The following is a 20,295-nucleotide window of genomic DNA, read 5'->3' on the forward strand; positions in this document are numbered from 1 at the left end:
ATTATTCAGCTACCGGGTATACTGAAACTTGTTTTTTATCGCGACCTTTGCGTTCAAACTTAACAACGCCATCAGTCTTAGCAAACAAAGTATTGTCGCCACCCATACCAACATTTGTACCTGGATAAATACGAGTACCACGTTGACGATAAAGGATAGAACCACCACTAACAACTTGGCCATCAGCACGTTTTGCGCCTAAACGTTTTGAACGTGAATCACGACCGTTAGATGTAGAACCACCACCCTTTTTGTGAGCGAAATATTGTAAGTTCATTAACATAATTCAGTGCACCTCCTTATTTTTTAACCAATTGTTATATAATCTCGATAATTTTCTTCTTTTGCTATTGATTGAAGTCCTAATTGCAGACTTGCAATTAACAATTGTACTTTTGAATCCGAAACTTTAGATACTGGAATCTCTACTTTTAAAAAGCCTCCAGCAAGTTGATCTTCAAAAACTGTTAATTTGACCTTCAATAGTTTTTCAATGCTATTAACTGTATTAATAGTTAAAGCCGAAACTGCTGCACATACTAAGTCATGACCGAAATCGCCTGATTCTGCATGTCCTTGTAATTCAAACGCAACAATAACTTTGTTTTTCTTGATAAACTTAGCATGAATCATTTTTACACCAAGATTCTAAGCTTATGCATTGATAGCATCAATAACAACCTTTGTATAAGGTTGACGATGACCTTTTTTGGTATGTGAATGCTTTTTAGGCTTATATTTGAAAGTTACAACCTTCTTAGCACGGCCTTGTTTTTCAACAGTACCTGTAACAGTTGCGCCTTCAATTACTGGTGTACCAACAACCGTTTTTTCGCCACCAACCAATACTACTTCGTCAAAAGTTACAGTTTCACCTGCATTAGCAGCCAACTTTTCAACATAAATTGCTTGACCAGCTTCAACTTTTAATTGTTTACCACCTGTTTTAATAATTGCGTACATATCTGTGCACCTCCTTATATATTGACTTAGACTCGCCGTAATGTAGTGATTTGAATAATCAAATGCTTAAATACTTAAAACGTGCGGTTGCAGCTGTGACATGCACAAATACAACGTTTAAATGATATCAAACTATTATTGATACGTCAAGTATAATTACGATTAAAATAAACTTTTTTCCACTAAAAAAGTATAAGAATATAATGTCATAAAAGCTTGTGTTTTTGCTAAAATTCTACTAAGATATTCATTAATAAGGGAGACGATATCCTTAATATTTTATCATGGAAATGAGGAACTTTTGATGAGTAATAAGTTAAAGGTCGGTGTCCTAGGCGCCACTGGCATGGTTGGACAAAGATTTGTTTCTTTGTTGGAAGAACATCCTTGGTTTGAAGTTACTACTATTGCAGCAAGTCCACGCAGTGCGGGAAAAACATATGCAGAAGCTGTAAACGGACGTTGGAAAATGGAAAAACCAGTTCCTAATGCTGTTAAAGATTTAATTGTTCTTGACGTCAATGATGTAGCTAAAGTAGCTTCTCAAGTTGATTTTGTTTTTTCAGCAGTAAGTATGGCTAAAGATGAAATTAAAAAAATAGAAGAAGCTTATGCTAAGGCTGAAGTACCAGTTGTTTCAAATAATAGTGCTCATCGTTGGACTCCAGATGTCCCAATGGTAATTCCTGAAATCAATCCTGAACATTTTGAAGTTATTAAATACCAAAAAGAACGTTTAGGTACTACAAAGGGCTTTATTGCGGTTAAACCTAACTGTTCTATTCAAAGTTATGCTCCTGCATTATCAGCATGGATGCAATTTGAACCTTATGAAGTTATTGCGTCCACATATCAAGCAATTTCTGGAGCAGGAAAAACCTTTAATGATTGGCCTGAAATGATAGGTAACGTTATTCCATTTATTAGTGGTGAAGAAGAAAAATCCGAAAAAGAACCCCTACGCATTTGGGGCCATGTCGATTCAAAAAAACATGCTATAATTCCAGCTCAAAGTCCTGTAATTACTAGTCAATGCATTCGTGTTCCTATTCTTTATGGTCATACAGCTACTGCATTTGTTAAATTCAGACAAAATCCCACAAAGAAAGATTTAATTACAGCTTTAGAAAACTATCGTGGGCTACCACAAAAGCTTAACCTACCTAGCGCTCCTAAGCAATTCATTCAATATATGCAAGAAGAAGATCGGCCTCAAGTTGCTAAAGATGTCAACTTCGAAAATGGTATGGGCATCTCTATTGGTCGACTTCGGAAAGATAGTCTCTTTGATTGGAAATTTGTAGGCTTGTCCCATAACACTGCTCGTGGTGCTGCTGGTGGTGCCGTTTTATGTGCTGAACTTCTCAAAGCACAAGGTTATATCAATTAAAAAATCATATAATATAATTAAAAAGTTGCTTGTCCTTTACTAGGACTGGCAACTTTTTAATTATATTGATATTTACTAGAAAGTTTCTTATTCAATATTGACTTTTTGATTACCTAACACTATTTACAATTCGCCCAAATCACTATTGTATAATCGAACATGCAATCTTAATTTGCAGTATAACTGCTTTCATCTTTTAAGTTATTTGCATATCCATCCACTTCACTTTTTTGTGCCTGACTACTGTAATAATCACTTTCTAATTGCTCAACTGTTGCCACTTTAGTTTCCATATGTCCGTCTGCAACACTAGAATTTGATGGTATCCATTGCTTATATGTTACACTTTCTCCATCAATTTTATAATAAATGTAACTTGTTGGATCTCCATTTGCAGTTATATAATTGTAGCCTTGTAATTCTTCATCACTATTTGTTGACTCTACACCATAATAGAGTTCACCTTCTTGGATATATTCTTTAAACCAATTTGGATTATCTAATAACGCTACCATGACCCCAACTGTTTTTTCATTTACTGAACTTGTTGTAGCAGTTTCCTTGCTTGATGAACTTGTTATATTATTATTCGAACTATCACTCGAGCTATTACTTGAAGATTCACTGCTTAAAAAAATGCTTGAACTAACTTTTTTCTGCACCTTTTTACTTGTTTTCTTCTTGGAAACACTTTGATTCGCATCTGTTTTAGCTGTATTATTGGTACCTTGATTGCCACAACCAGCTAAACTTCCCAAAATACTTAAACCAACTATCCCCTTTATTACTAACTTCATGATAACTATTCTCCCTTTAGAATTATTTAAAATAATTATATTTGCTCTTCTATATTATATATCCATCATTAAATAAAATGTAACTTTTACAATGCCAATAGTAGGCAACAACGATTAACTAACAGTATTAACATCGTAAAACAACCAATCCAGTGTTTGAATTGTCGGTTTATATAGAGAAGAACACGACTTTTGCCACCAAATATTCAGACACAAAAAAAGCCTGAGACTTCATACATCTGAGGCTTGTTAGTTAATACTTTTATTAATTATGAATCGGGAGAGATTCGAACTCTCGACCGTCCGCTTAGAAGGCGGATGCTCTATCCAGCTGAGCTACCGATCCATCAACAACGATATTTATTATATTGTATTAACATACATCTGTCAATCTTTTTTATATACTCTGCTAACATGCAACAAATTTCTTGATTATTCAGTAATATTGAAGTAATATAATCGTAATGATAATGTAACATTAATTCAATGAGAGGTGATCATTATGCTATCTTTCTTTATAATTGTTGCTATTTTATTTGTTTCTAGTTTAATTCAGAGTTATATCACTTATGTAAAAAAATATCAGCCACAACATTTAAAAAAATAATAAGTCGGTATGTTTCTATATAAAAAACACCATTGCATTAAGGGAATATTATATATTCCTTATTGCAATGGTATTTTTACTAATTCAAAAATACTTTAATATTACCCAAATAGTTTTATATAATTTGCTTCTATTTCTTTAAAGTTAAACTTCAAATCAACACACCCTAATTTTAAAAAGATGTGCCATGCATGCTCAAAGCTCTTCATATTATTTTCAAAATAGCTTTTATTCAACTGTTGCTGTAGAATCAAATACATTACATTGTACGATTGGCTTGTCCATTTTGACTGTATTTTCTCTTCTAATTCAGCATCAATCAACAAATTATGTAACCAATTTCGCTTAATTCCAATCCATAAAAAACAATATAATGTTTGGCAATATTGATCTAGTATCTCATTTGTAGTTTTCTGTTTAAGCATAAGCATTGTCTGTGATAGATTACAACTTAAATTAGAATAGATACTGGCCAATATTTCTTTTTCATTAACTTGCTTAATTGGAAATAAACTATCTAGAGGCGATTTAAGTGTGATATCTAACATTTTACTCATCTGCATAATTTATGCTCCCTTATAAAATATATCACTTGACTTAATTCCAATACTTTCGATATTTTCTAAATACCAATCGTGTAAAAATTCATATCTAAACAGTAAATCCAGCCACGAAAACTGATTATTGGGATCCTGTACTTGCATAACCCATTGCACTTGCTCATCAATCTGTTTAGAATTACTACCGTTATTAAATAATAAGAGACGGGTACCATCATTTAAATCCAACTGTGCCTCATTATGCGTATTAGTTACAAGCATGTATCCTGCCTGAGATGCTTTTATAAATAACTTATCCAATGAAAACTGAGGCATTTTATCATTAACTATTTCATAAATAGCTTGGTTAGATGGATCTAAATAATTAAAGTCCACATCATAGCCAAAATCTTCTTTGAAAAAACGTCCAATCTGCAAAAGGAAGATAGATAGTTTCTTAATCACACTAAAATCATATTTATTACCATAATTTACAACCAAAAGATTAGTTAGAGCCTCACTATTAAAGCTAATTACCTGTCTTGTAAAATTAATGTAGAACAAAGTTTCTCTGGTGTTTTTTTCAAAGTAATACGCTCCATCAGGATTTTGTGTATCCAGTTTAAAAATAAAATAGCCATCTTGATTAATTCCAACAAATTCATGATGTAATTCTTTATCATGGACATTTTCTTGCAGTATCATCCCTAACTTATTATGTAATTGTAATAGCCTACTCAAAAAAATTAAATAGAAATCTGAGCTACTATACTGCTTTGGATATATTAAGTAGGTGCTATCCAATTTGTATTGACTTAACTCTAAAACGGCCTTAAGTAACTCTTCTGTATCATTAGTTTCGATTAAGCGTTCAAAAATGCGTGTAAATCGAATACCCTTATTCAAATTATTTTCTAGTTGCTTATTATATTCAATTAAATGGTCTGCAGTACTTAAAGACGCATTCGACTGGTTTATTATTTTCTGCTGTCCACCGGGATAAAAAACAGTTGTACTACCAAAATCAACTTCATGCATCAGCATCTACCCCCTTAGCAGCAATCAAACTTGCTATATAATCACGATATAAGGTTTCTATTTTTTCTTCAAAAACCGCAAAAGAGCTAAACTTAGCTATTATACTTTGCTTTTCGTAACCCATTAAAGTATCTTCCTTTGAAAGCGCTAAAACCCTTTCTTCATTTTCTCTAATTTCCCTATAAGCACTATTGGCTTGCTCATCTAGTTCTGCTAAATGAGTCAATTCACCAACTAATCTTTGCTTAGCATCTTTTTGTTCTGCAGCCTTCCAAAAACCACTTTTTTCTTGAGAAGTCCTTTTTATTTCTCCACGTATTTTTTCTTTTTCTAAATCACGTTTTTCCTGACTGTCAATCAATGCCTGTAAGCGATCACTGGACTCTGAAATTTGTTTTATTTTATCGCTGTTTAATCTTTTGTTTTGTGCTTCCAATGCAAATGATCGAGTTAATTTTTGATATTCAATCTCGTCAAAATTAAAACTAACATTTAATACATCTAGCGTACCAAACATTCTTCTCCCCCACCAATTACCAAAATAAATTTGAAATTGCCCAATAGCTATTTCTTCAAAATAAAAAAAAGGATACTTTTCTTTCAGATATGCTATTAATTTACCACTCAAATAATCACTAAGTTCTGCATGAATATCTTTGATCAACATTTCATTTTCAGCATCTGCATTTCCGTGACGTGCACGCATTATTTCGCGTGCATAACGAGCACCATCAATCAACTGATAAACAAGACGATCATCTTGTTTCTTGACAGCATCGTCCAAAGCTTGTAAGTATTTTATCTTATTAACTACTGCATCAGTCAGCGTCTTCGTTGCCTGATTATGATCAGATAAACTAAATTGATTTGAATTCGCCATGTTAATCTCCTCTTATTTCCAAATTGTTTATATAATAACAAACATATCTTTTCTCTAATTTAATACTACAAACATTTTATTAAATAATCAAATTATTACATTTTAATATTTTAAAATAAGCCTGATAGAGGATCCATTGCTTTAACTTACCTATCTATGCAGATACTGACGCTTATTGTTATCAATTCCTGAAAAAATAAAAGTAGCTGGATCATTTTGATAATCAAGTTGTATGTTTGTTTGTGATGTTACTGTCGCCTTATATATTTTTTCATACTCAGCCACAGTTACTTCTTTTCTATTTTTTAATAGCTCTTTATGGCCAATTAATTGTTGTTTAAATTTTGATTGTAAAATACCACTATAAAACTCACCTTCAGCTCCAGATCCATAACTGAATAAACCTAATCGTTGTCCCGGCAATAAATCTTGACTATTTTCCAATACAGAAAGAAGACTTAAATACAAAGACCCTGTATATAAATTACCAACTTTTTTACTATATATTCTTGAATTTTCAAATTCTTCGTTTAATTTCGTAATTATTCTTTTATCTAAATCAGAAACTGCTAAACGCAGTGCCTTAAGTCCTAATTTAGTATATGGTAAATGGAATAATAAACTTGAAAAATCAACAGTTTTTAAACCTGTTTTACTTTTATAATCTGTAAACACTGTGTTAAAAAAATCTAGATAAACGTCTGATGAGTATTTACCATCTACCAGTGCTTCATAATGACCTAGCGGCCGCCAAAAATCCATAATATCTCGCGTTAAATAACTTGATTCATCCTCGATTGCCAAAATTGCAGGATCTTTGGTCACCAACATAGCAACCGCTCCTCCACCCTGTGTGGGTTCTCCAGGTGTATTAAGTCCATACCTTGCAATATCAGCACCTATTACTAATATTTTGCTTGTTGGATGTACAGCTATATATGTGCGCGCTAATTGAAGTGCAGCTGTAGCTCCATAACAAGCTTGTTTTAATTCAACCACTCGTATCTTTTCATTTAGCCCTAATAAATTGGCCACATAAGCTGCTGCTGATTTTGAATTATCAATTCCAGACTCTGTAGCTAATAACACCATATCAATCTGCTCTTTATCAGCAACTGTTAAAATTCTATTTGCTGCATTTGCTGCCAATGTTACAACATCTTGTGTTGGTGGAATAACAGCCATCTTAGTTTGTCCGATTCCTATCAGATACTTATTTGGATCTACATTACGTGCAACAGCTAGTTTTGCCATATCAACATAAAGATTTGATGTAAAAAAACCTATTTTATCAATGCCTATCTTCATATTTAAACTCCTAACATTCTGATTTAAAGCTAGTTTTATTATGCCATACTTTCATAAGTATGTGGTAGTATAATATAAATAGTAGCAGTTATAACTTTACTAACACTTTTAGGAGGTTTTTTATTATGAAAGCAGTTAAACTTAAAGTTAGTGGCCTCGTTCAAGGCGTTGGCTTTCGTTATATGACAAAAATTTTAGCCGATAGGTTAGGTGTTGTTGGTATTGTTCGCAATATGAATGATGGCTCTGTATATATAGAAGCACAAGCACCCACACAAATTTTATATCAATTTATAAGTGCTGTTAAAGCTGGACCTTCTCCTTCTGGAAAGGTGGATCATGTCGAAATAACAGCGATTCCTGTCCAAAATTTTACTAAATTTGACGTAGTCTATTATTAATTTTTTTTTTAACTTTATCCTTACTTTTCCCATTCTTAATTGAAAATTTTCTTGACTTAAAGTATAGTTATAATCGATAGTTTATTTTGAAGGGAAATAAAAAATGAAAAAAAAGAAATTACTTACCTTGGTTCCAATTTTTCTCACTATATCACTATTTTTGAGTGGTTGTGTACAAAGAACCAAAAGTGGTAAGCCATATGGTATAATATATGATCATCTTGCAATTCCTACCCAACATATAATTGATTGGCTGTCTAATCTGTTGGGAGGCAATGGTAACAGTTATGGTTGGGCAATTATTGCTATTACTTTTATCGTGCGTCTAGTCTTAATGCCTGTAATGTTGAGTCAATCAAAAAAGGCTACGATTCAACAGGAAAAAATGAGTTCCATTCGCCCACAATTAGCAAAAATTCAGAAAAGACAAAAAGAAGCACAAACACAAGAAGAAAAAGCTGCCGTAAGTCAAGATATGATGGCTTTATATAAACAAAATAATATTTCAATGACCGGTGGTATTGGCTGCTTACCTCTTTTGATTCAAATGCCAATTTTTGCAGCTTTATATGCAGCTATTCAATATTCAGATTTATTATCTAAGTCATCTTTTTATGGAATTAATCTCGGTCATCGTAGTTTTACATTTGTTGTACTAACCTTTTTAATCTATGCATTACAAGGTTGGTTATCTTTACAGGGAATACCTGAAGAGCAAAAGAAACAAATGAGTTCCATGATGATTGCAAGTCCTGTAATGCTTGCAGTTATGACCTACATCGCTCCAGCCGGGTTAGGTTTGTATTTCTTTGTTGGTGGGATATTTGCTTGTTTGCAAACACTTCTTATAAATAGGATGCGTCCACAGATTAAAAAAAGAATTGAAAAAGAAATGAAAAAAAATCCACCTAAAGAAATCACACCTACTGTTCCAACTAATAAAAAAGCCACAATAACTTCTACTTCCAATGAACATGCAAAGAAAATGCATGCCAATAACCGCAAACGTAATTCTGGTAAACAAAAACGCAACTAATGTTTTTAGTTGCAAGGATAAATAAACAACGAGTCTGAGACATAAGTCTCAGGCTCGTTGTTTATTTATCTTGAAATGTTTGGTGTCAAAATACATACAGAAAAGGCAGCTAGTTTCGCTATTAATACTTTCTAACTAACTGCCTTTTGTGACACTCTAATTTTTTTCTGTATCTTTTATTGTTTGACTTTCTTCTTGCTCACTTGAAAGCGGCAAAGAGATTCTAAAGACAGATCCCTGACCTATAACACTTTCAACAGAAAGTTTCCCATGATAGCCTTCAATTAATCTTCGTGCTATAGATAAACCTAATCCATTGCCACCCTTATCTCTACTCCGTGCTTTATCAACACGATAAAAGCGATTAAAGACTTTATCAAGATTATCTTGTGAAATTCCTTCTCCAAAATCCTGTACAACAATTTCTACATACCGACTATTTTTAGAAATCGTCATATGAACTTCTTTACGCTCTTGTGAATATTTAACAGCATTATCCATTAATATTATTAAAACCTGTTCCAAATGATTACGATACATTTTAACAATTGTTTTATGTTTTAAATCATTGTCTAAAACAAACGAAAATTCAGGGTGTATCATTTGAAAATTATTGAAGACCTGTAGGCCAACTTCTCGTGCATCTGTTTTTTCTTGTCCAAACTGAATTTCGACTTGCTCCGCTCTAGACAAATCAAGCATTTCTTGTACTAAACTCTTCATCCGTTTTATTTCTTGCAAAGAAGCTGCTATCGACTCAGCTAAAACTTCAGGATCATCTTTTCCCCACCGATTTAACAAATCTAGATGGCCTTGAATAATTGCCACAGGGGTTCTTAATTCATGTGACACATCCTCAACAAATTGCTGCTGTTGCTCTATATAGCGTTGCATTCGATCAAGCATATCATTAAATAATAAACTTAGTTCTGATAATTCGTCATGTTGTTTTAAAACCGGTACACGAACTGTCGCTAATGCATCGCCTTCTTTATCATCTTCATTAATTTTTCCAATTGTATCATTCAATAAATCAACAGGGCGTAACAACCATGAAGATAATCCATATCCTAGCATTGTACTTGCAAGGGCTGCTGTTAATCCAAAAACGATAAAAATTAAAATTAACTTTCTTTTAGTGTTATCGTAATCGGTTAATCGATTAGTTACTTGAATATATCCAATTATTTGGTTAGTTGATTTTGATTTAACAGCTTTACTAGTAACAAAAACTGTTGTTCCATTAACACTTGTTAAATGATCACTAGTTGAATTTGAAGTATCAAATTTAACTGGAACCTTTCGTGAAGCAAAAATCTCATCACCAGACAAATTATAGACGCTAACACCAATATTCTTACGTGATAAAGTTACAAAGACAGAATCAGTATATAATGCAGAAGTTTTTCCTGTTGTTTTAACCTGTTGTAAGCTTGAACTCAAATCTTCTTTAACATCTTTTATAGTTAATTCGCTATCGTTAGTAGCTAATTTCCCCGATGCTGTTGAAAGTGCATCTACTGCATACTGCTGTTCTTGTCTTAACAATAAACTTGAAAAACTTTGATATAACAATACTGAAAAAACTAGAAATATCAATAGCACCCCTATACCTGTACCTATAGACCATTTCATCTTTAAAGATAAAAAATGATGCTCTTTTTTCTTCCCAAATTTTTTCATATTGATCTGACCATCTTGCATAATCATATTACGAACGCATTACGTATCCAGTACCACGAACTGTTTGAATATAACTATCTTCACCTGGTCTATCAATTTTATTTCTCAGATAACGAATATAAACATCTACTACATTTGTTTCTATCTGTGTTTCATAACCCCAGACTTTTTTTAACAAGACATCACGCGCTAAAACGACGTTTACATTTTCCATTAATGCCAATAACAATTCATACTCTCTTTTAGTTAACTCAATAATCTCATCGCCACGACGTACAACTCGATTTTCTTTTTCAATTGTTAAATCACGATAAGTAACAGTTGTTTGTTTTGAAGAATTTTGCTCGCTCTCCAAATCAACACGACGTAGTACTGCTCGAAGTCGCGCTAATAATTCTTCAATTGCAAATGGTTTTACTATGTAATCATCTGCACCATGATCCAAACCAGAAACTCTATCTATAACTGAATCACGTGCTGTCATCATAATAATTGGTGTGTTTTTAACTTGACGCACACGACGACAAACTTCCAATCCATTTAGTTCTGGTAACATAAGATCTAATAAAACAGCATCCCATTCTTGTTCCAATGCTACTTCAAGTCCTTCACGACCATTCTTACATACACGTGTATCATAACCTTCATGTTGTAGTTCCAATTCGACAAAACGAGCTAGATTTTTTTCGTCTTCGATAATTAGAATTTTACTCATTTATGTATCCTCCTATATAAAATATCATTTAATAACTTCATAATATTACATTTTTTTGCTTACATTTGCAATTTTAACATTTTATGACACTTTTTCCTATAAAGAATTAGTACTCATTGCGGTAAAAGAATTCTTTTACAATAAAAAACAATGATTTATTCATGTAAATAAGTCATCGTTTTTAATATTCAAATCATTTTATTGTTCATGATACCATTCATAATGGAATATACCATCTTTATCAGTTCTTTCATACGTATGTGCACCAAAATAATCACGTTGTGCTTGAATTACATTGGCAGGTAAAACAGCTGAACGATATTGGTCATAGTACGTAATTGCTGAAGAAAATGCCGGGCAAGCAATGCCAGCTTTAATTGCTAAAGCTGCAATATCACGAACAGAGTCTTGATATTTAGCTGTGATATCATTAAAATAATCATCCAACATTAAATTCTTTAGATTTTCATTATTCTCAAAAGCATCAGTTATTTTTTGCAAGAATTGTGCACGAATAATACATCCTTCACGCCAAATCATTGCTAGCTCACCAAATTTTAAATTCCAATCATATTTCTTTGATGCTACGCGTAATTGTTCAAAACCTTGCGCATAACTCATAATCTTACTAAAATATAATGCTTGTCGAATTTTTTCAATATACTCTTTTTTGTCTAATGACTTATTATTAAAAACTGGTTTAGCTAATACTTTACTTGCTTCTACACGCTCATCTTTAAACGCTGAAATGTATCGAGCATAAACAGATTCTGTAATTAATGACTGTGGTACACCTAATTCTAACGCACTTTGTGAACTCCATTTTCCAGTTCCTTTATTACCAGCACGATCTAAAATCATGTCTACAATTGGCTTGCCAGAACCTAAATCATCCTTACGTGTCAAAATGTCAGCTGTAATATCAATTAGGTAGCTATTTAATTCTGTAGAGCGCCATTCCTCAAAAATTGCAGCAATTTCTTTAACAGAAAGTCCTAATAGATTGCGTAATAAGCTATAACTTTCAGCAATTAATTCCATATCTCCATATTCAATTCCGTTATGCACCATCTTAACATAATGGCCAGCACCATTTGGTCCAATATAAGTTACACAAGCTTTATCATCATCAGCTTTAGCAGCAATCTGTTGCAAAATAGGAGCTACTAAATCATATGCTTCCTTTTGACCACCTGGCATTAATGATGGGCCCTCTAATGCACCTTTTTCTCCACCCGAGACACCCATTCCAATAAAATTAATACCGGAGTTATCTAAGGCTTCACTTCGACGGATTGTATCTTCAAAAAAGGTATTTCCGCCATCTATTAAAACATCCCCTTTTTCCAAAAAAGGAAGTAGTTGTTTAATGGTAGCATCAGTTGCTGCTCCAGCTTTAACCATCATTATGATTCTTCTTGGCTTTTCAAGCGATTCAACAAAATCTTTAATTGTATAACTTGGTAATAACTTTTTATCTGGATGATCTGCAACAACCTTTTCTGTTTTAGAACCAGTTCTATTAAAAATTGCAACAGAATATCCACGGCTCTCGATATTTAGAGCCAAATTTTTACCCATTACAGCCATTCCTATAACACCAATTTGTGGTTTGTTCATTTCAAAACCTCCCGTTAATTATCTAACCTTAGTAATCATACCAAAGAAAACATCTAAATTAAAGACTAAAACATTAAATAACATTTATAGATAACGATTAATAACGACTAAGCATATCTATAAAAATAGATATGCTTTAATCTTTTTTTAAACTTAAACATTCAACCTAGCTCTTTGAAATGAGTTTGGGTTCCTTTTTACGGTCAACTGTTGCTTTAGTAATGACTATTTTAGCAATATCATCCCTACTTGGGATATCAAACATTACATCTCGCATTGTACTTTCAATAATTGAGCGTAACCCTCGTGCCCCCGTATTGCGCTCTAATGCTAAATGAGCAACTTCACTTAATGCGGCACCTTCAAACTCTAGTTTAACACCATCAAGTTCTACCAATTTTTTATATTGCTTAACCAAAGCATTTTTAGGTTCCGTTAAAATACGTACTAAATCTTTTTCAGTTAATTTTTCCAATGCTGTCAAAATTGGTAAGCGCCCAATAAATTCAGGAATTAGTCCAAATTTTAAAAGATCCTCAGGGATTATTTGTTGCATTAAACTCTTTGACTCATCATATTGTTGTTTTGAATCTACACCAAAACCAATTGTCTTATCACCTAAACGGTTTTTAACCATATTTTCGATACCATCAAATGCACCTCCAACAATGAACAAAATATTCGTTGTGTCTATTTGAATAAACTCTTGTTGAGGATGCTTTCTACCACCCTGTGGTGGAACATTAGCAATAGTACCTTCTAAAATTTTTAATAATGCTTGTTGAACTCCTTCACCGGAAACATCACGAGTTATTGAAACATTTTCACTTTTTTTAGCTATTTTATCTATTTCATCAATATAAATAATTCCACGTTGTGCACGATCAACATCATAATCTGCATTTTGGAGAAGTTTAAGTAAAATGTTTTCAACATCTTCTCCCACATATCCAGCTTCCGTTAATGTGGTTGCATCAGCAATGGCAAACGGAACATTTAGTATGCGCGCTAAACTTTGAGCTAAAAAGGTTTTCCCTGAGCCAGTTGGACCTACTAAACAAATATTACTTTTTTGTAGTTCTGTATCATCATCATCTTTTAATGTTGCATTTATTCGCTTATAGTGGTTATACACAGCCACTGCCAACGTTCTTTTGGCTTCATCCTGCCCAATTACATATTGATTTAAAATATCAACAATTTCTCTTGGTGTAGGTACATCAGTTAATTCACGAGCCACTTGGGCTTTTGTTTCAGTTTGGATAATTGATTGCGCCAACTCAACACATTCGTTGCAAATATAAACACCAGGACCTGAAATCATACTATTGACCTGCGTCTCAGATTTTCCACAAAATGAGCAAGTTACGGGGCTATTATTATCTGTATTTTCGTACATTTCTAAACCACCCTACATTATTGTTTCATAGTAATTAAGTCCATTTTAACAGACATTAGCTCTAAACGCTAATTGTTAGTCTTAAACAAAAAAACGATGACAGGTATCTGAACCACCTATCATCGTGATTATTCATTAAGCTAGAATAACTTGAAATTAATCTTTCTTTTCTTCTGGCTTGCGTGTTTGCGTAGCTGTATCTGTAATTAATTCAACTGCTTTACGCACAGAAATATCATGGTTTAACATATCGTCAGATAGAGCAGAACGAACTGCTTTTTCATCCATGTTATATTGTGTAGCCAAATTTTTAATTTCCTTATTAATTTCTTCTTCGGAAGCCTCTAATTTTTCTTTAGCAACAACTGCTTCCAAAACTAAATCAGTTTTAACACGGTCTTGTGCACCATCTTCAAACTGCTTGCGCAAGTCATCTTCACTAGTACCTGTTAATTTATAATACATTTCTGCACTAATACCTTGTTGTTGCATTCCTGCTAGATATTGATCCATCTGACGATGTACGTCTTCTGAAATCATTACTGTTGGTATTTCACCAATTTCTGCGTTTGCAACAGCTAATCCTAATGCTTCTTCTTGAATAGCTGACTTAGCAGTCTCTTTTTTTTGAGCACTCAATTCTTCTTTAATCTTTGCTTTCAATTCTTCCAAAGTTTCAACTTCTTCATCCACATCTTTAGCGAATTCATCATCTAATGCAGGTAATTCTTTAGTTTTAACTTCATGAATAACTGTTGTAAAAATTGCTTCTTTATCACGTAAATCTTCAGCTTGATAATCTTTAGGGAATGTTACTTTAACTTCCACTGTTTCTCCAGCCTTATGACCTTCAAGTTGATCTTCAAAGCCAGGAATAAATGAATTTGAGCCCAATTCAAGTGAATGATTTTGTGCAGTTCCACCATCAAAAGCAACGCCATCAACCTTACCTTCAAAATCAATCACAACTGTATCGCCTTTTTCAGCAGCTGCATCTTCTTTTAAAACTAATTCAGCCTGAGCTTGTTGACGTTTTGTCAATTCTTCTGTTACATCTTCATCTGAAACAGTTGTTGTTTGTGGATAAACTTCCAATTCTTTATATTGACCCAAATCAACTTCTGGTTGAACCGTAACTTTAGCAGTTAAAACCCATGCAGCATCCTTTTCCATTGATTCAACGTTAACTTCTGGTTGGTCAACTGGTTTAATGCTTGTTTCTTTAATAGCAGCAGCATAAGCATCTGGCAAAACAGCATTCAAAGCATCTTCATATAATGCCTCTTCACCATACATTTTATTAAAAATTTGACGAGGAACTTTACCTTTGCGAAAACCAGGTACGTTTAGTGATTTTTTAACACGATTAAATGCAGTGTCTAAGCCTTCCTTGATTTTAGCGGGTTCAATTTCGAAAGTAAGTTTTCCTTCGTTTGTCCCTTCATTTTTTTCCCATTTTACAGACATTATTTTCCCTCCGAGCAAATGTTTTCTACAATTTCGCAATTGCATACTAAGTTAGTGTACCTTAGAAAACGCTATTTGTAAATGTTTATAGTCTAAAATTTTGTTTTTTTCAAAATATTTAACCTTCATCCTTATAAAAGATATCAAAAGAGCGGAACAAGAAGCAATTAGCTACCGAGCATTAAAGTCATAAATCAAATAATTGAGATTGGAATCCCCTAGATTACAGGTTTAATCATAGTAGCTGCCTTTAGCGCGCATTTATCCGCCATTATCAAATATTTGAAGATAAAAAAGAGTCTGGGACTTTTCCCCAGACTCCTTAAGATAAATCACAAAAATCTTAATCGTCGATTTCTGAAACGACACCAGCACCAACAGTACGGCCACCTTCACGAACTGTGAATTTAAGACCCTTTTCGATAGCAACTGGAGCAATTAATTCAACTTCAAATGTTACATTATCACCAGGCATAACCATTTCTACACCTTCTGGCAATTCAATAACACCAGTAACATCAGTTGTGTGGAAGTAGAATTGTGGACGGTAATTTGAGAAGAATGGTGTATGACGTCCGCCTTCTTCTTTTGTCAAGATATAAACTTCACCCTTAAACTTCTTGTGTGTTTGGATTGAACCTGGCTTTGCTAAAACTTGGCCACGTTCAACTTGTGAACGATCTACACCACGAAGTAAGGCACCGATGTTATCACCAGCTTCACCTTCATCAAGGGTCTTACGGAACATTTCAACACCAGTAACTGTTGTTTTAATAACATCTTCCTTCAAACCAACGATTTCAACTTCGTCACCAACTTTAACAACACCACGATCAATACGGCCTGAAGCAACTGTACCACGACCAGTAATTGTAAATACATCTTCGATAGGCATCAAGAATGGCTTATCTGTAGGACGTACTGGTGTTGGGATGTATTCGTCAACAACCTTCATTAATTCTTCGATTTGCTTCTTAGCATCTGCATCATCTTCAAGAGCTTTCAAAGCTGAACCGCGAATAACAGGAATATCGTCACCAGGGAAATCATATTCTGATAACAAGTCACGAACTTCCATTTCAACCAAGTCTAATAATTCATCATCATCAACTAAGTCACATTTGTTTAAGAACACAACGATGTATTCAACACCAACCTGGCGAGCCAATAAGATGTGCTCACGTGTTTGTGGCATAGGACCATCTGTAGCAGCAACAACCAAGATAGCACCATCCATTTGAGCAGCACCAGTAATCATGTTTTTAACATAATCAGCGTGGCCTGGAGCATCAATATGAGCATAGTGACGTGTTTCTGTTTCATATTCAACGTGAGCAGTATTAATAGTAATACCACGTTCGCGTTCTTCTGGAGCAGCGTCAATTGAAGCGTAATCGGAAGCTTCAGCTAATCCTTTCTCAGCTAAAACCTTTGTAATAGCTGCTGTTAAAGTTGTTTTACCGTGGTCAACGTGGCCGATTGTACCAATGTTAACATGGGGTTTTGTTCTTTCGTAATGTTCTTTTGCCATTTAAAACGAACCTCCTGATATTTTGCAAGAAAAACCTTCAATTTATTAATTGCTGATAATTCTTTGTTTTTTATTATACTACTTCCTAGTAAGAAAACCAAGCATTTATTGCCTAGTAGCCCTTACTTAAGGAAGAATCCTTGAACTATTATATAGATGGATTATAATTTTGTAAATACTAAATTCAAAATTTGTTAAAATTAATTATTTTGTTAATGTTTGCCATATCAAAATATTTTCTTCCAATTTATCAACAAAATCTGATACATCATCATTTCGATGTGTTGAATCTTTAAACAATGCGTACCATTTTTTATATTCACCCAAAACTTTCTTTGCTCCCTTAAAATCCGGATAGAGTAACATCAATTTTAATTTAAAATCATCCCATTGCGTAGATGCTAAAATATCTCCTTTTTCAACTCGTGTTTTAAAATAGTCTTGATAATAATCATACACTTCAGTGTCCTCTAAGCTAAGAAAATTAGCTGGAACAACTTTATTTCTTAAGCCCTGAATATTAAGAAAAACTAATTCATCAGTAATCTTCAGTTTACGTAGGTCATCTAATATTGTTACACGCAAAAAAATATGCACATCTTCATTTTCCAATAGTTCTCCTATATTCTTTTTCCAATTATTTTTTGACAACGCATAGCTTTGTTGATAAATTACACGCTGCTCATTAAAACTTAATGATCCTAAATAACGAAGTTTGCGCTCAATTTTTTTTAAATATTCCTTTTTTTCACACCAATAATTTGATAATGCACAAACTTTTTCAAATTTCTTCTGTTCGTTTTTTTTCATATATGGATTGATTTGTATCAGTAGTTGCTCAATTAGAATGCTTTTTCCAGCCCAAACTCCAGTTTCTATATATTCTTCTAACCAATCATTATTTTGTATGTATTCCTGTAAATAATCACTTGCTAAATTATAAGCATCCTCGTATCTTTTTTCCTTAATTAATACTTTAAATAAAAAACGATTAGTTCGTAATGTTTTCTTTCCCATATATAATTCTGTAGCTAAAATACCTGCCTGTCTATAATCATGATTTAAAAAAGCTTGTTGAGCTAATTGAAATTTTTCTGTATTAGTCATGTCTCCTCCAGTCTATATTATTTGTCTAATTGTCTCCATATAAAACATAGGCACCATACCTATTAAAAAGGCATGCTACCTACATCAATATAATTACGCTTCTTCTTTACTTTTTTTGATACTTTTATTTTTTTTGTGTGAATGATACTGATTTATTTCCATAATTACCGGTAGTATCACAGGATGGCGTTTTGTTTGTTCATACAGAAAATGATTTAACTGTTCTCTAACATCCTGCTTAAGATGGCTCCAATCAAATTCTTTGTTATCAAGATTTTTCTGAACAACATTAGTCACAATTTCTGCACTTTCAGCCATTAAATCACGACTAGTTTTTACATAGACAAAGCCACGTGATGTAATCTTAGGCGCATCCACGATTTTCTTTTTTCGTCGATCAATTGTTACAACCGCAATAAAAATACCATCTTCAGACAATATCTTACGATCTCTTAAAACAATATTACCTATGTCACCGACACCTATTCCGTCAATCATTGTATTACCGACTTCAATAGATGAGCCTAACAAAAGCTTGTCATGCTCATATTCAACTACATCTCCTTTAGCCAATAAGAAGATGTTTTCCTTTGGCATTCCCAATTCTTGAGCCAATTCTGCATTCGCTGCTAATAATCGATATTCACCTTGCACTGGAATCAAATATCGTGGATGCAATAGATTCATTAATAATTGTAAATCATTACGGCTAGCATGTCCTGAAGAATTAAATTCATCCGAAATAGCTTTAACATCTGCGCCAGCACGATAAATCATGTCTCGCGTCCGCGCTACTACTGTTTCTACGGCATGTGAGGGTGTTGTAGTTATAAAAACAAGATCACCTTCACGTAAATTAATTGCTTTGTGTCGGCCAACTGCCATTTTTTGAAGTGACTTTAAAGGCTCTCCAGAACGTCCCGTTTCTAAAATTACAATCTGATCATCAGGTAATTTATTAATCTTATCTATTGACACAAGGATATCTTCGTTTGGCAAAACAATCTTGCGTCTTTTCATCGCTGTCCGAATTACTTTTTCAACATCATGACCTGTTAATGCTACCTTGCGTCCATTAGCAGCTGCTGCATCAAAGATTTGCTGAACACGTAATATATTTGATGCTACACAAGCAACTATAATTCTTCCTTGTCGGTACTCAAATGTTTCACTAATAAAATCATATAATTCATGTTCCTTAACAATCTCTTTTGGATTTTCCGCATTTGCAGAATCACTTAATAATGCTAAGACACCTTCTTGACCAATATTAGCCAATCTACCTAAATCAGTTTGATATCCTTGGACAGCAGTTTGATCAAACTTAAAATCACCAGTGTACACAATATCTCCTTCATCTGTTTTTAAAACAATACCAAGCGATTCAGGAATTGAATGTGTGGTTTTGAAAAAAGAGACTGTTGTATTATCAAAATCAATTTCAGTATCTGCATTAATTATGTGAAAATCATCAAATTTACGTGCTTTATCTTCGTTCTCACACATGATCTTAGCTAACGAAATAGTTAACTCTGAACCAAAAACGGGAATATTGAATTCACTAACAAAATACGGTAACGCTCCGATTGCATCTGCATGACCGTGGGTTAAAAAAACACCAACAATACGTTGAACATTTTGGCGTAAATATTCAAAATCAGGAATTACTATATCAATTCCTAATAGCTCATTTTCAGGATATTTTAACCCGCAATCCAAGATAAAAATATCTTCGTTTACCTCTACAGCATACATGTTCTTTGCATTTTCACGCACGCCACCTAGAGGAATTATTTTAATTTTACTCATTTTTT

The 20,295-nt window shown here is 33.3% G+C and carries 19 protein-coding genes, 1 tRNA gene and 1 other annotated feature; of the genes, 3 read left to right on the forward strand and 17 right to left on the reverse strand.

Annotation, left to right across the window (positions count from 1 at the left end):
* Position 1: 1 nt before the first annotated feature.
* The 3 genes from rpmA to rplU are packed head-to-tail and all read right to left on the reverse strand — an operon-like array spanning position 2 to position 963.
* Positions 2–283, reverse strand: a complete 282-nt coding sequence (gene rpmA / locus LB941_RS03635) for a 50S ribosomal protein L27 (protein WP_275979987.1) — start codon at positions 281–283, stop codon at positions 2–4.
* Between the two features lie 23 nt (positions 284–306).
* A complete protein-coding gene (locus LB941_RS03640; protein WP_253359558.1) occupies positions 307–633 on the reverse strand; it encodes a ribosomal-processing cysteine protease Prp in 327 nt (108 codons plus the stop codon).
* A 21-nt stretch (positions 634–654) separates the two neighbouring features.
* On the reverse strand, positions 655–963 hold the full coding sequence (gene rplU, locus LB941_RS03645) for a 50S ribosomal protein L21 (RefSeq protein WP_253359559.1): 309 nt from the start codon (positions 961–963) through the stop codon (positions 655–657).
* An 18-nt stretch (positions 964–981) separates the two neighbouring features.
* Positions 982–1,062 (reverse strand) — a sequence feature (ribosomal protein L21 leader region).
* 205 nt (positions 1,063–1,267) lie between these two features.
* Here rplU and asd point away from each other — a divergent pair.
* Positions 1,268–2,353: an aspartate-semialdehyde dehydrogenase gene (asd, locus tag LB941_RS03650; RefSeq protein ID WP_253359561.1), complete on the forward strand. Its 1,086-nt coding sequence runs from the start codon at positions 1,268–1,270 to the stop codon at positions 2,351–2,353.
* Positions 2,354–2,520: 167 nt separating this feature from the next.
* Here asd and LB941_RS03655 read toward each other — a convergent pair whose 3' ends face one another.
* The 6 genes from LB941_RS03655 to LB941_RS03680 all read right to left on the reverse strand — a co-directional run bounded on the left by LB941_RS03655 (position 2,521) and on the right by LB941_RS03680 (position 7,522).
* On the reverse strand, positions 2,521–3,150 hold the full coding sequence (locus LB941_RS03655; RefSeq protein ID WP_253359563.1) for an Lreu_0056 family protein: 630 nt from the start codon (positions 3,148–3,150) through the stop codon (positions 2,521–2,523).
* 272 nt (positions 3,151–3,422) lie between these two features.
* Positions 3,423–3,496, reverse strand: a tRNA-Arg gene (locus LB941_RS03660).
* A gap of 362 nt (positions 3,497–3,858) precedes the next feature.
* Positions 3,859–4,320 (reverse strand): hypothetical protein, encoded by a 462-nt coding sequence (locus tag LB941_RS03665; RefSeq protein WP_253359565.1) that lies wholly within the window; start codon positions 4,318–4,320, stop codon positions 3,859–3,861.
* A gap of 3 nt (positions 4,321–4,323) precedes the next feature.
* Positions 4,324–5,334 carry a hypothetical protein gene (locus LB941_RS03670; protein ID WP_253359567.1) on the reverse strand — a complete coding sequence of 337 codons (1,011 nt, stop codon included), beginning with the start codon at positions 5,332–5,334 and terminating at the stop codon, positions 4,324–4,326.
* Entirely contained in the window at positions 5,327–6,214 is an 888-nt protein-coding gene (locus tag LB941_RS03675; protein WP_253359569.1) for an exonuclease SbcC, read from the reverse strand. Before LB941_RS03675 ends, LB941_RS03670 begins: the two co-directional genes overlap by 8 nt.
* Positions 6,215–6,364: 150 nt before the next feature.
* Entirely contained in the window at positions 6,365–7,522 is a 1,158-nt protein-coding gene (locus LB941_RS03680; protein ID WP_253359571.1) for a hydroxymethylglutaryl-CoA synthase, read from the reverse strand.
* Positions 7,523–7,647: 125 nt separating this feature from the next.
* On the opposite strand from LB941_RS03680, the gene LB941_RS03685 reads away from it, so the two are divergent.
* Both LB941_RS03685 and yidC read left to right on the forward strand, forming a co-directional pair.
* Entirely contained in the window at positions 7,648–7,923 is a 276-nt protein-coding gene (locus tag LB941_RS03685) for an acylphosphatase (RefSeq protein WP_253359573.1), read from the forward strand.
* A gap of 103 nt (positions 7,924–8,026) precedes the next feature.
* Positions 8,027–8,959 carry a membrane protein insertase YidC gene (gene yidC, locus LB941_RS03690; RefSeq protein WP_253359574.1) on the forward strand — a complete coding sequence of 311 codons (933 nt, stop codon included), beginning with the start codon at positions 8,027–8,029 and terminating at the stop codon, positions 8,957–8,959.
* Between the two features lie 156 nt (positions 8,960–9,115).
* Here yidC and LB941_RS03695 read toward each other — a convergent pair whose 3' ends face one another.
* From LB941_RS03695 to LB941_RS03730, 8 genes are all read right to left on the reverse strand, one after another.
* Positions 9,116–10,642 carry a HAMP domain-containing sensor histidine kinase gene (locus tag LB941_RS03695; protein WP_253359575.1) on the reverse strand — a complete coding sequence of 509 codons (1,527 nt, stop codon included), beginning with the start codon at positions 10,640–10,642 and terminating at the stop codon, positions 9,116–9,118.
* A gap of 28 nt (positions 10,643–10,670) precedes the next feature.
* Positions 10,671–11,357 (reverse strand): response regulator transcription factor, encoded by a 687-nt coding sequence (locus LB941_RS03700; protein WP_253359576.1) that lies wholly within the window; start codon positions 11,355–11,357, stop codon positions 10,671–10,673.
* Between the two features lie 198 nt (positions 11,358–11,555).
* A complete protein-coding gene (gnd, locus tag LB941_RS03705) occupies positions 11,556–12,977 on the reverse strand; it encodes an NADP-dependent phosphogluconate dehydrogenase (protein WP_253359577.1) in 1,422 nt (473 codons plus the stop codon).
* Between the two features lie 166 nt (positions 12,978–13,143).
* Complete coding sequence (clpX, locus tag LB941_RS03710; RefSeq protein ID WP_253359578.1) at positions 13,144–14,376, reverse strand: ATP-dependent Clp protease ATP-binding subunit ClpX; 1,233 nt, start codon at positions 14,374–14,376, stop codon at positions 13,144–13,146.
* A 156-nt stretch (positions 14,377–14,532) separates the two neighbouring features.
* A complete protein-coding gene (gene tig / locus LB941_RS03715) occupies positions 14,533–15,843 on the reverse strand; it encodes a trigger factor (protein ID WP_253359579.1) in 1,311 nt (436 codons plus the stop codon).
* A 343-nt stretch (positions 15,844–16,186) separates the two neighbouring features.
* Positions 16,187–17,374 (reverse strand): elongation factor Tu, encoded by a 1,188-nt coding sequence (gene tuf / locus LB941_RS03720; RefSeq protein WP_253359581.1) that lies wholly within the window; start codon positions 17,372–17,374, stop codon positions 16,187–16,189.
* A 204-nt stretch (positions 17,375–17,578) separates the two neighbouring features.
* Positions 17,579–18,481: a hypothetical protein gene (locus tag LB941_RS03725; protein WP_253359582.1), complete on the reverse strand. Its 903-nt coding sequence runs from the start codon at positions 18,479–18,481 to the stop codon at positions 17,579–17,581.
* A 93-nt stretch (positions 18,482–18,574) separates the two neighbouring features.
* A complete protein-coding gene (locus LB941_RS03730) occupies positions 18,575–20,290 on the reverse strand; it encodes a ribonuclease J (RefSeq protein WP_253359583.1) in 1,716 nt (571 codons plus the stop codon).
* Positions 20,291–20,295 lie beyond the last annotated feature (5 nt).

Source organism: Ligilactobacillus ubinensis (assembly GCF_024160875.1).
Taxonomy (GTDB): domain Bacteria; phylum Bacillota; class Bacilli; order Lactobacillales; family Lactobacillaceae; genus Ligilactobacillus; species Ligilactobacillus ubinensis.

Excerpts from the sequence above, each read along its gene's own strand:
- LB941_RS03730 (WP_253359583.1), bottom strand. The coding sequence starts at position 20,290 with ATGAGTAAAATTAAAATAATTCCTCTAGGTGGCGTGCGTGAAAATGCA.
- asd (WP_253359561.1), top strand. The coding sequence starts at position 1,268 with ATGAGTAATAAGTTAAAGGTCGGTGTCCTAGGCGCCACTGGCATGGTT.
- clpX (WP_253359578.1), bottom strand. The coding sequence starts at position 14,376 with ATGTACGAAAATACAGATAATAATAGCCCCGTAACTTGCTCATTTTGT.
- LB941_RS03675 (WP_253359569.1), bottom strand. The coding sequence starts at position 6,214 with ATGGCGAATTCAAATCAATTTAGTTTATCTGATCATAATCAGGCAACG.
- tig (WP_253359579.1), bottom strand. The coding sequence starts at position 15,843 with ATGTCTGTAAAATGGGAAAAAAATGAAGGGACAAACGAAGGAAAACTT.
- LB941_RS03695 (WP_253359575.1), bottom strand. The coding sequence starts at position 10,642 with ATGAAAAAATTTGGGAAGAAAAAAGAGCATCATTTTTTATCTTTAAAG.
- LB941_RS03725 (WP_253359582.1), bottom strand. The coding sequence starts at position 18,481 with ATGACTAATACAGAAAAATTTCAATTAGCTCAACAAGCTTTTTTAAAT.
- LB941_RS03655 (WP_253359563.1), bottom strand. The coding sequence starts at position 3,150 with ATGAAGTTAGTAATAAAGGGGATAGTTGGTTTAAGTATTTTGGGAAGT.
- LB941_RS03680 (WP_253359571.1), bottom strand. The coding sequence starts at position 7,522 with ATGAAGATAGGCATTGATAAAATAGGTTTTTTTACATCAAATCTTTAT.
- LB941_RS03640 (WP_253359558.1), bottom strand. The coding sequence starts at position 633 with ATGATTCATGCTAAGTTTATCAAGAAAAACAAAGTTATTGTTGCGTTT.
- tuf (WP_253359581.1), bottom strand. The coding sequence starts at position 17,374 with ATGGCAAAAGAACATTACGAAAGAACAAAACCCCATGTTAACATTGGT.
- LB941_RS03665 (WP_253359565.1), bottom strand. The coding sequence starts at position 4,320 with ATGCAGATGAGTAAAATGTTAGATATCACACTTAAATCGCCTCTAGAT.
- rpmA (WP_275979987.1), bottom strand. The coding sequence starts at position 283 with ATGTTAATGAACTTACAATATTTCGCTCACAAAAAGGGTGGTGGTTCT.
- rplU (WP_253359559.1), bottom strand. The coding sequence starts at position 963 with ATGTACGCAATTATTAAAACAGGTGGTAAACAATTAAAAGTTGAAGCT.
- yidC (WP_253359574.1), top strand. The coding sequence starts at position 8,027 with ATGAAAAAAAAGAAATTACTTACCTTGGTTCCAATTTTTCTCACTATA.
- LB941_RS03670 (WP_253359567.1), bottom strand. The coding sequence starts at position 5,334 with ATGCATGAAGTTGATTTTGGTAGTACAACTGTTTTTTATCCCGGTGGA.
- LB941_RS03685 (WP_253359573.1), top strand. The coding sequence starts at position 7,648 with ATGAAAGCAGTTAAACTTAAAGTTAGTGGCCTCGTTCAAGGCGTTGGC.
- LB941_RS03700 (WP_253359576.1), bottom strand. The coding sequence starts at position 11,357 with ATGAGTAAAATTCTAATTATCGAAGACGAAAAAAATCTAGCTCGTTTT.
- gnd (WP_253359577.1), bottom strand. The coding sequence starts at position 12,977 with ATGAACAAACCACAAATTGGTGTTATAGGAATGGCTGTAATGGGTAAA.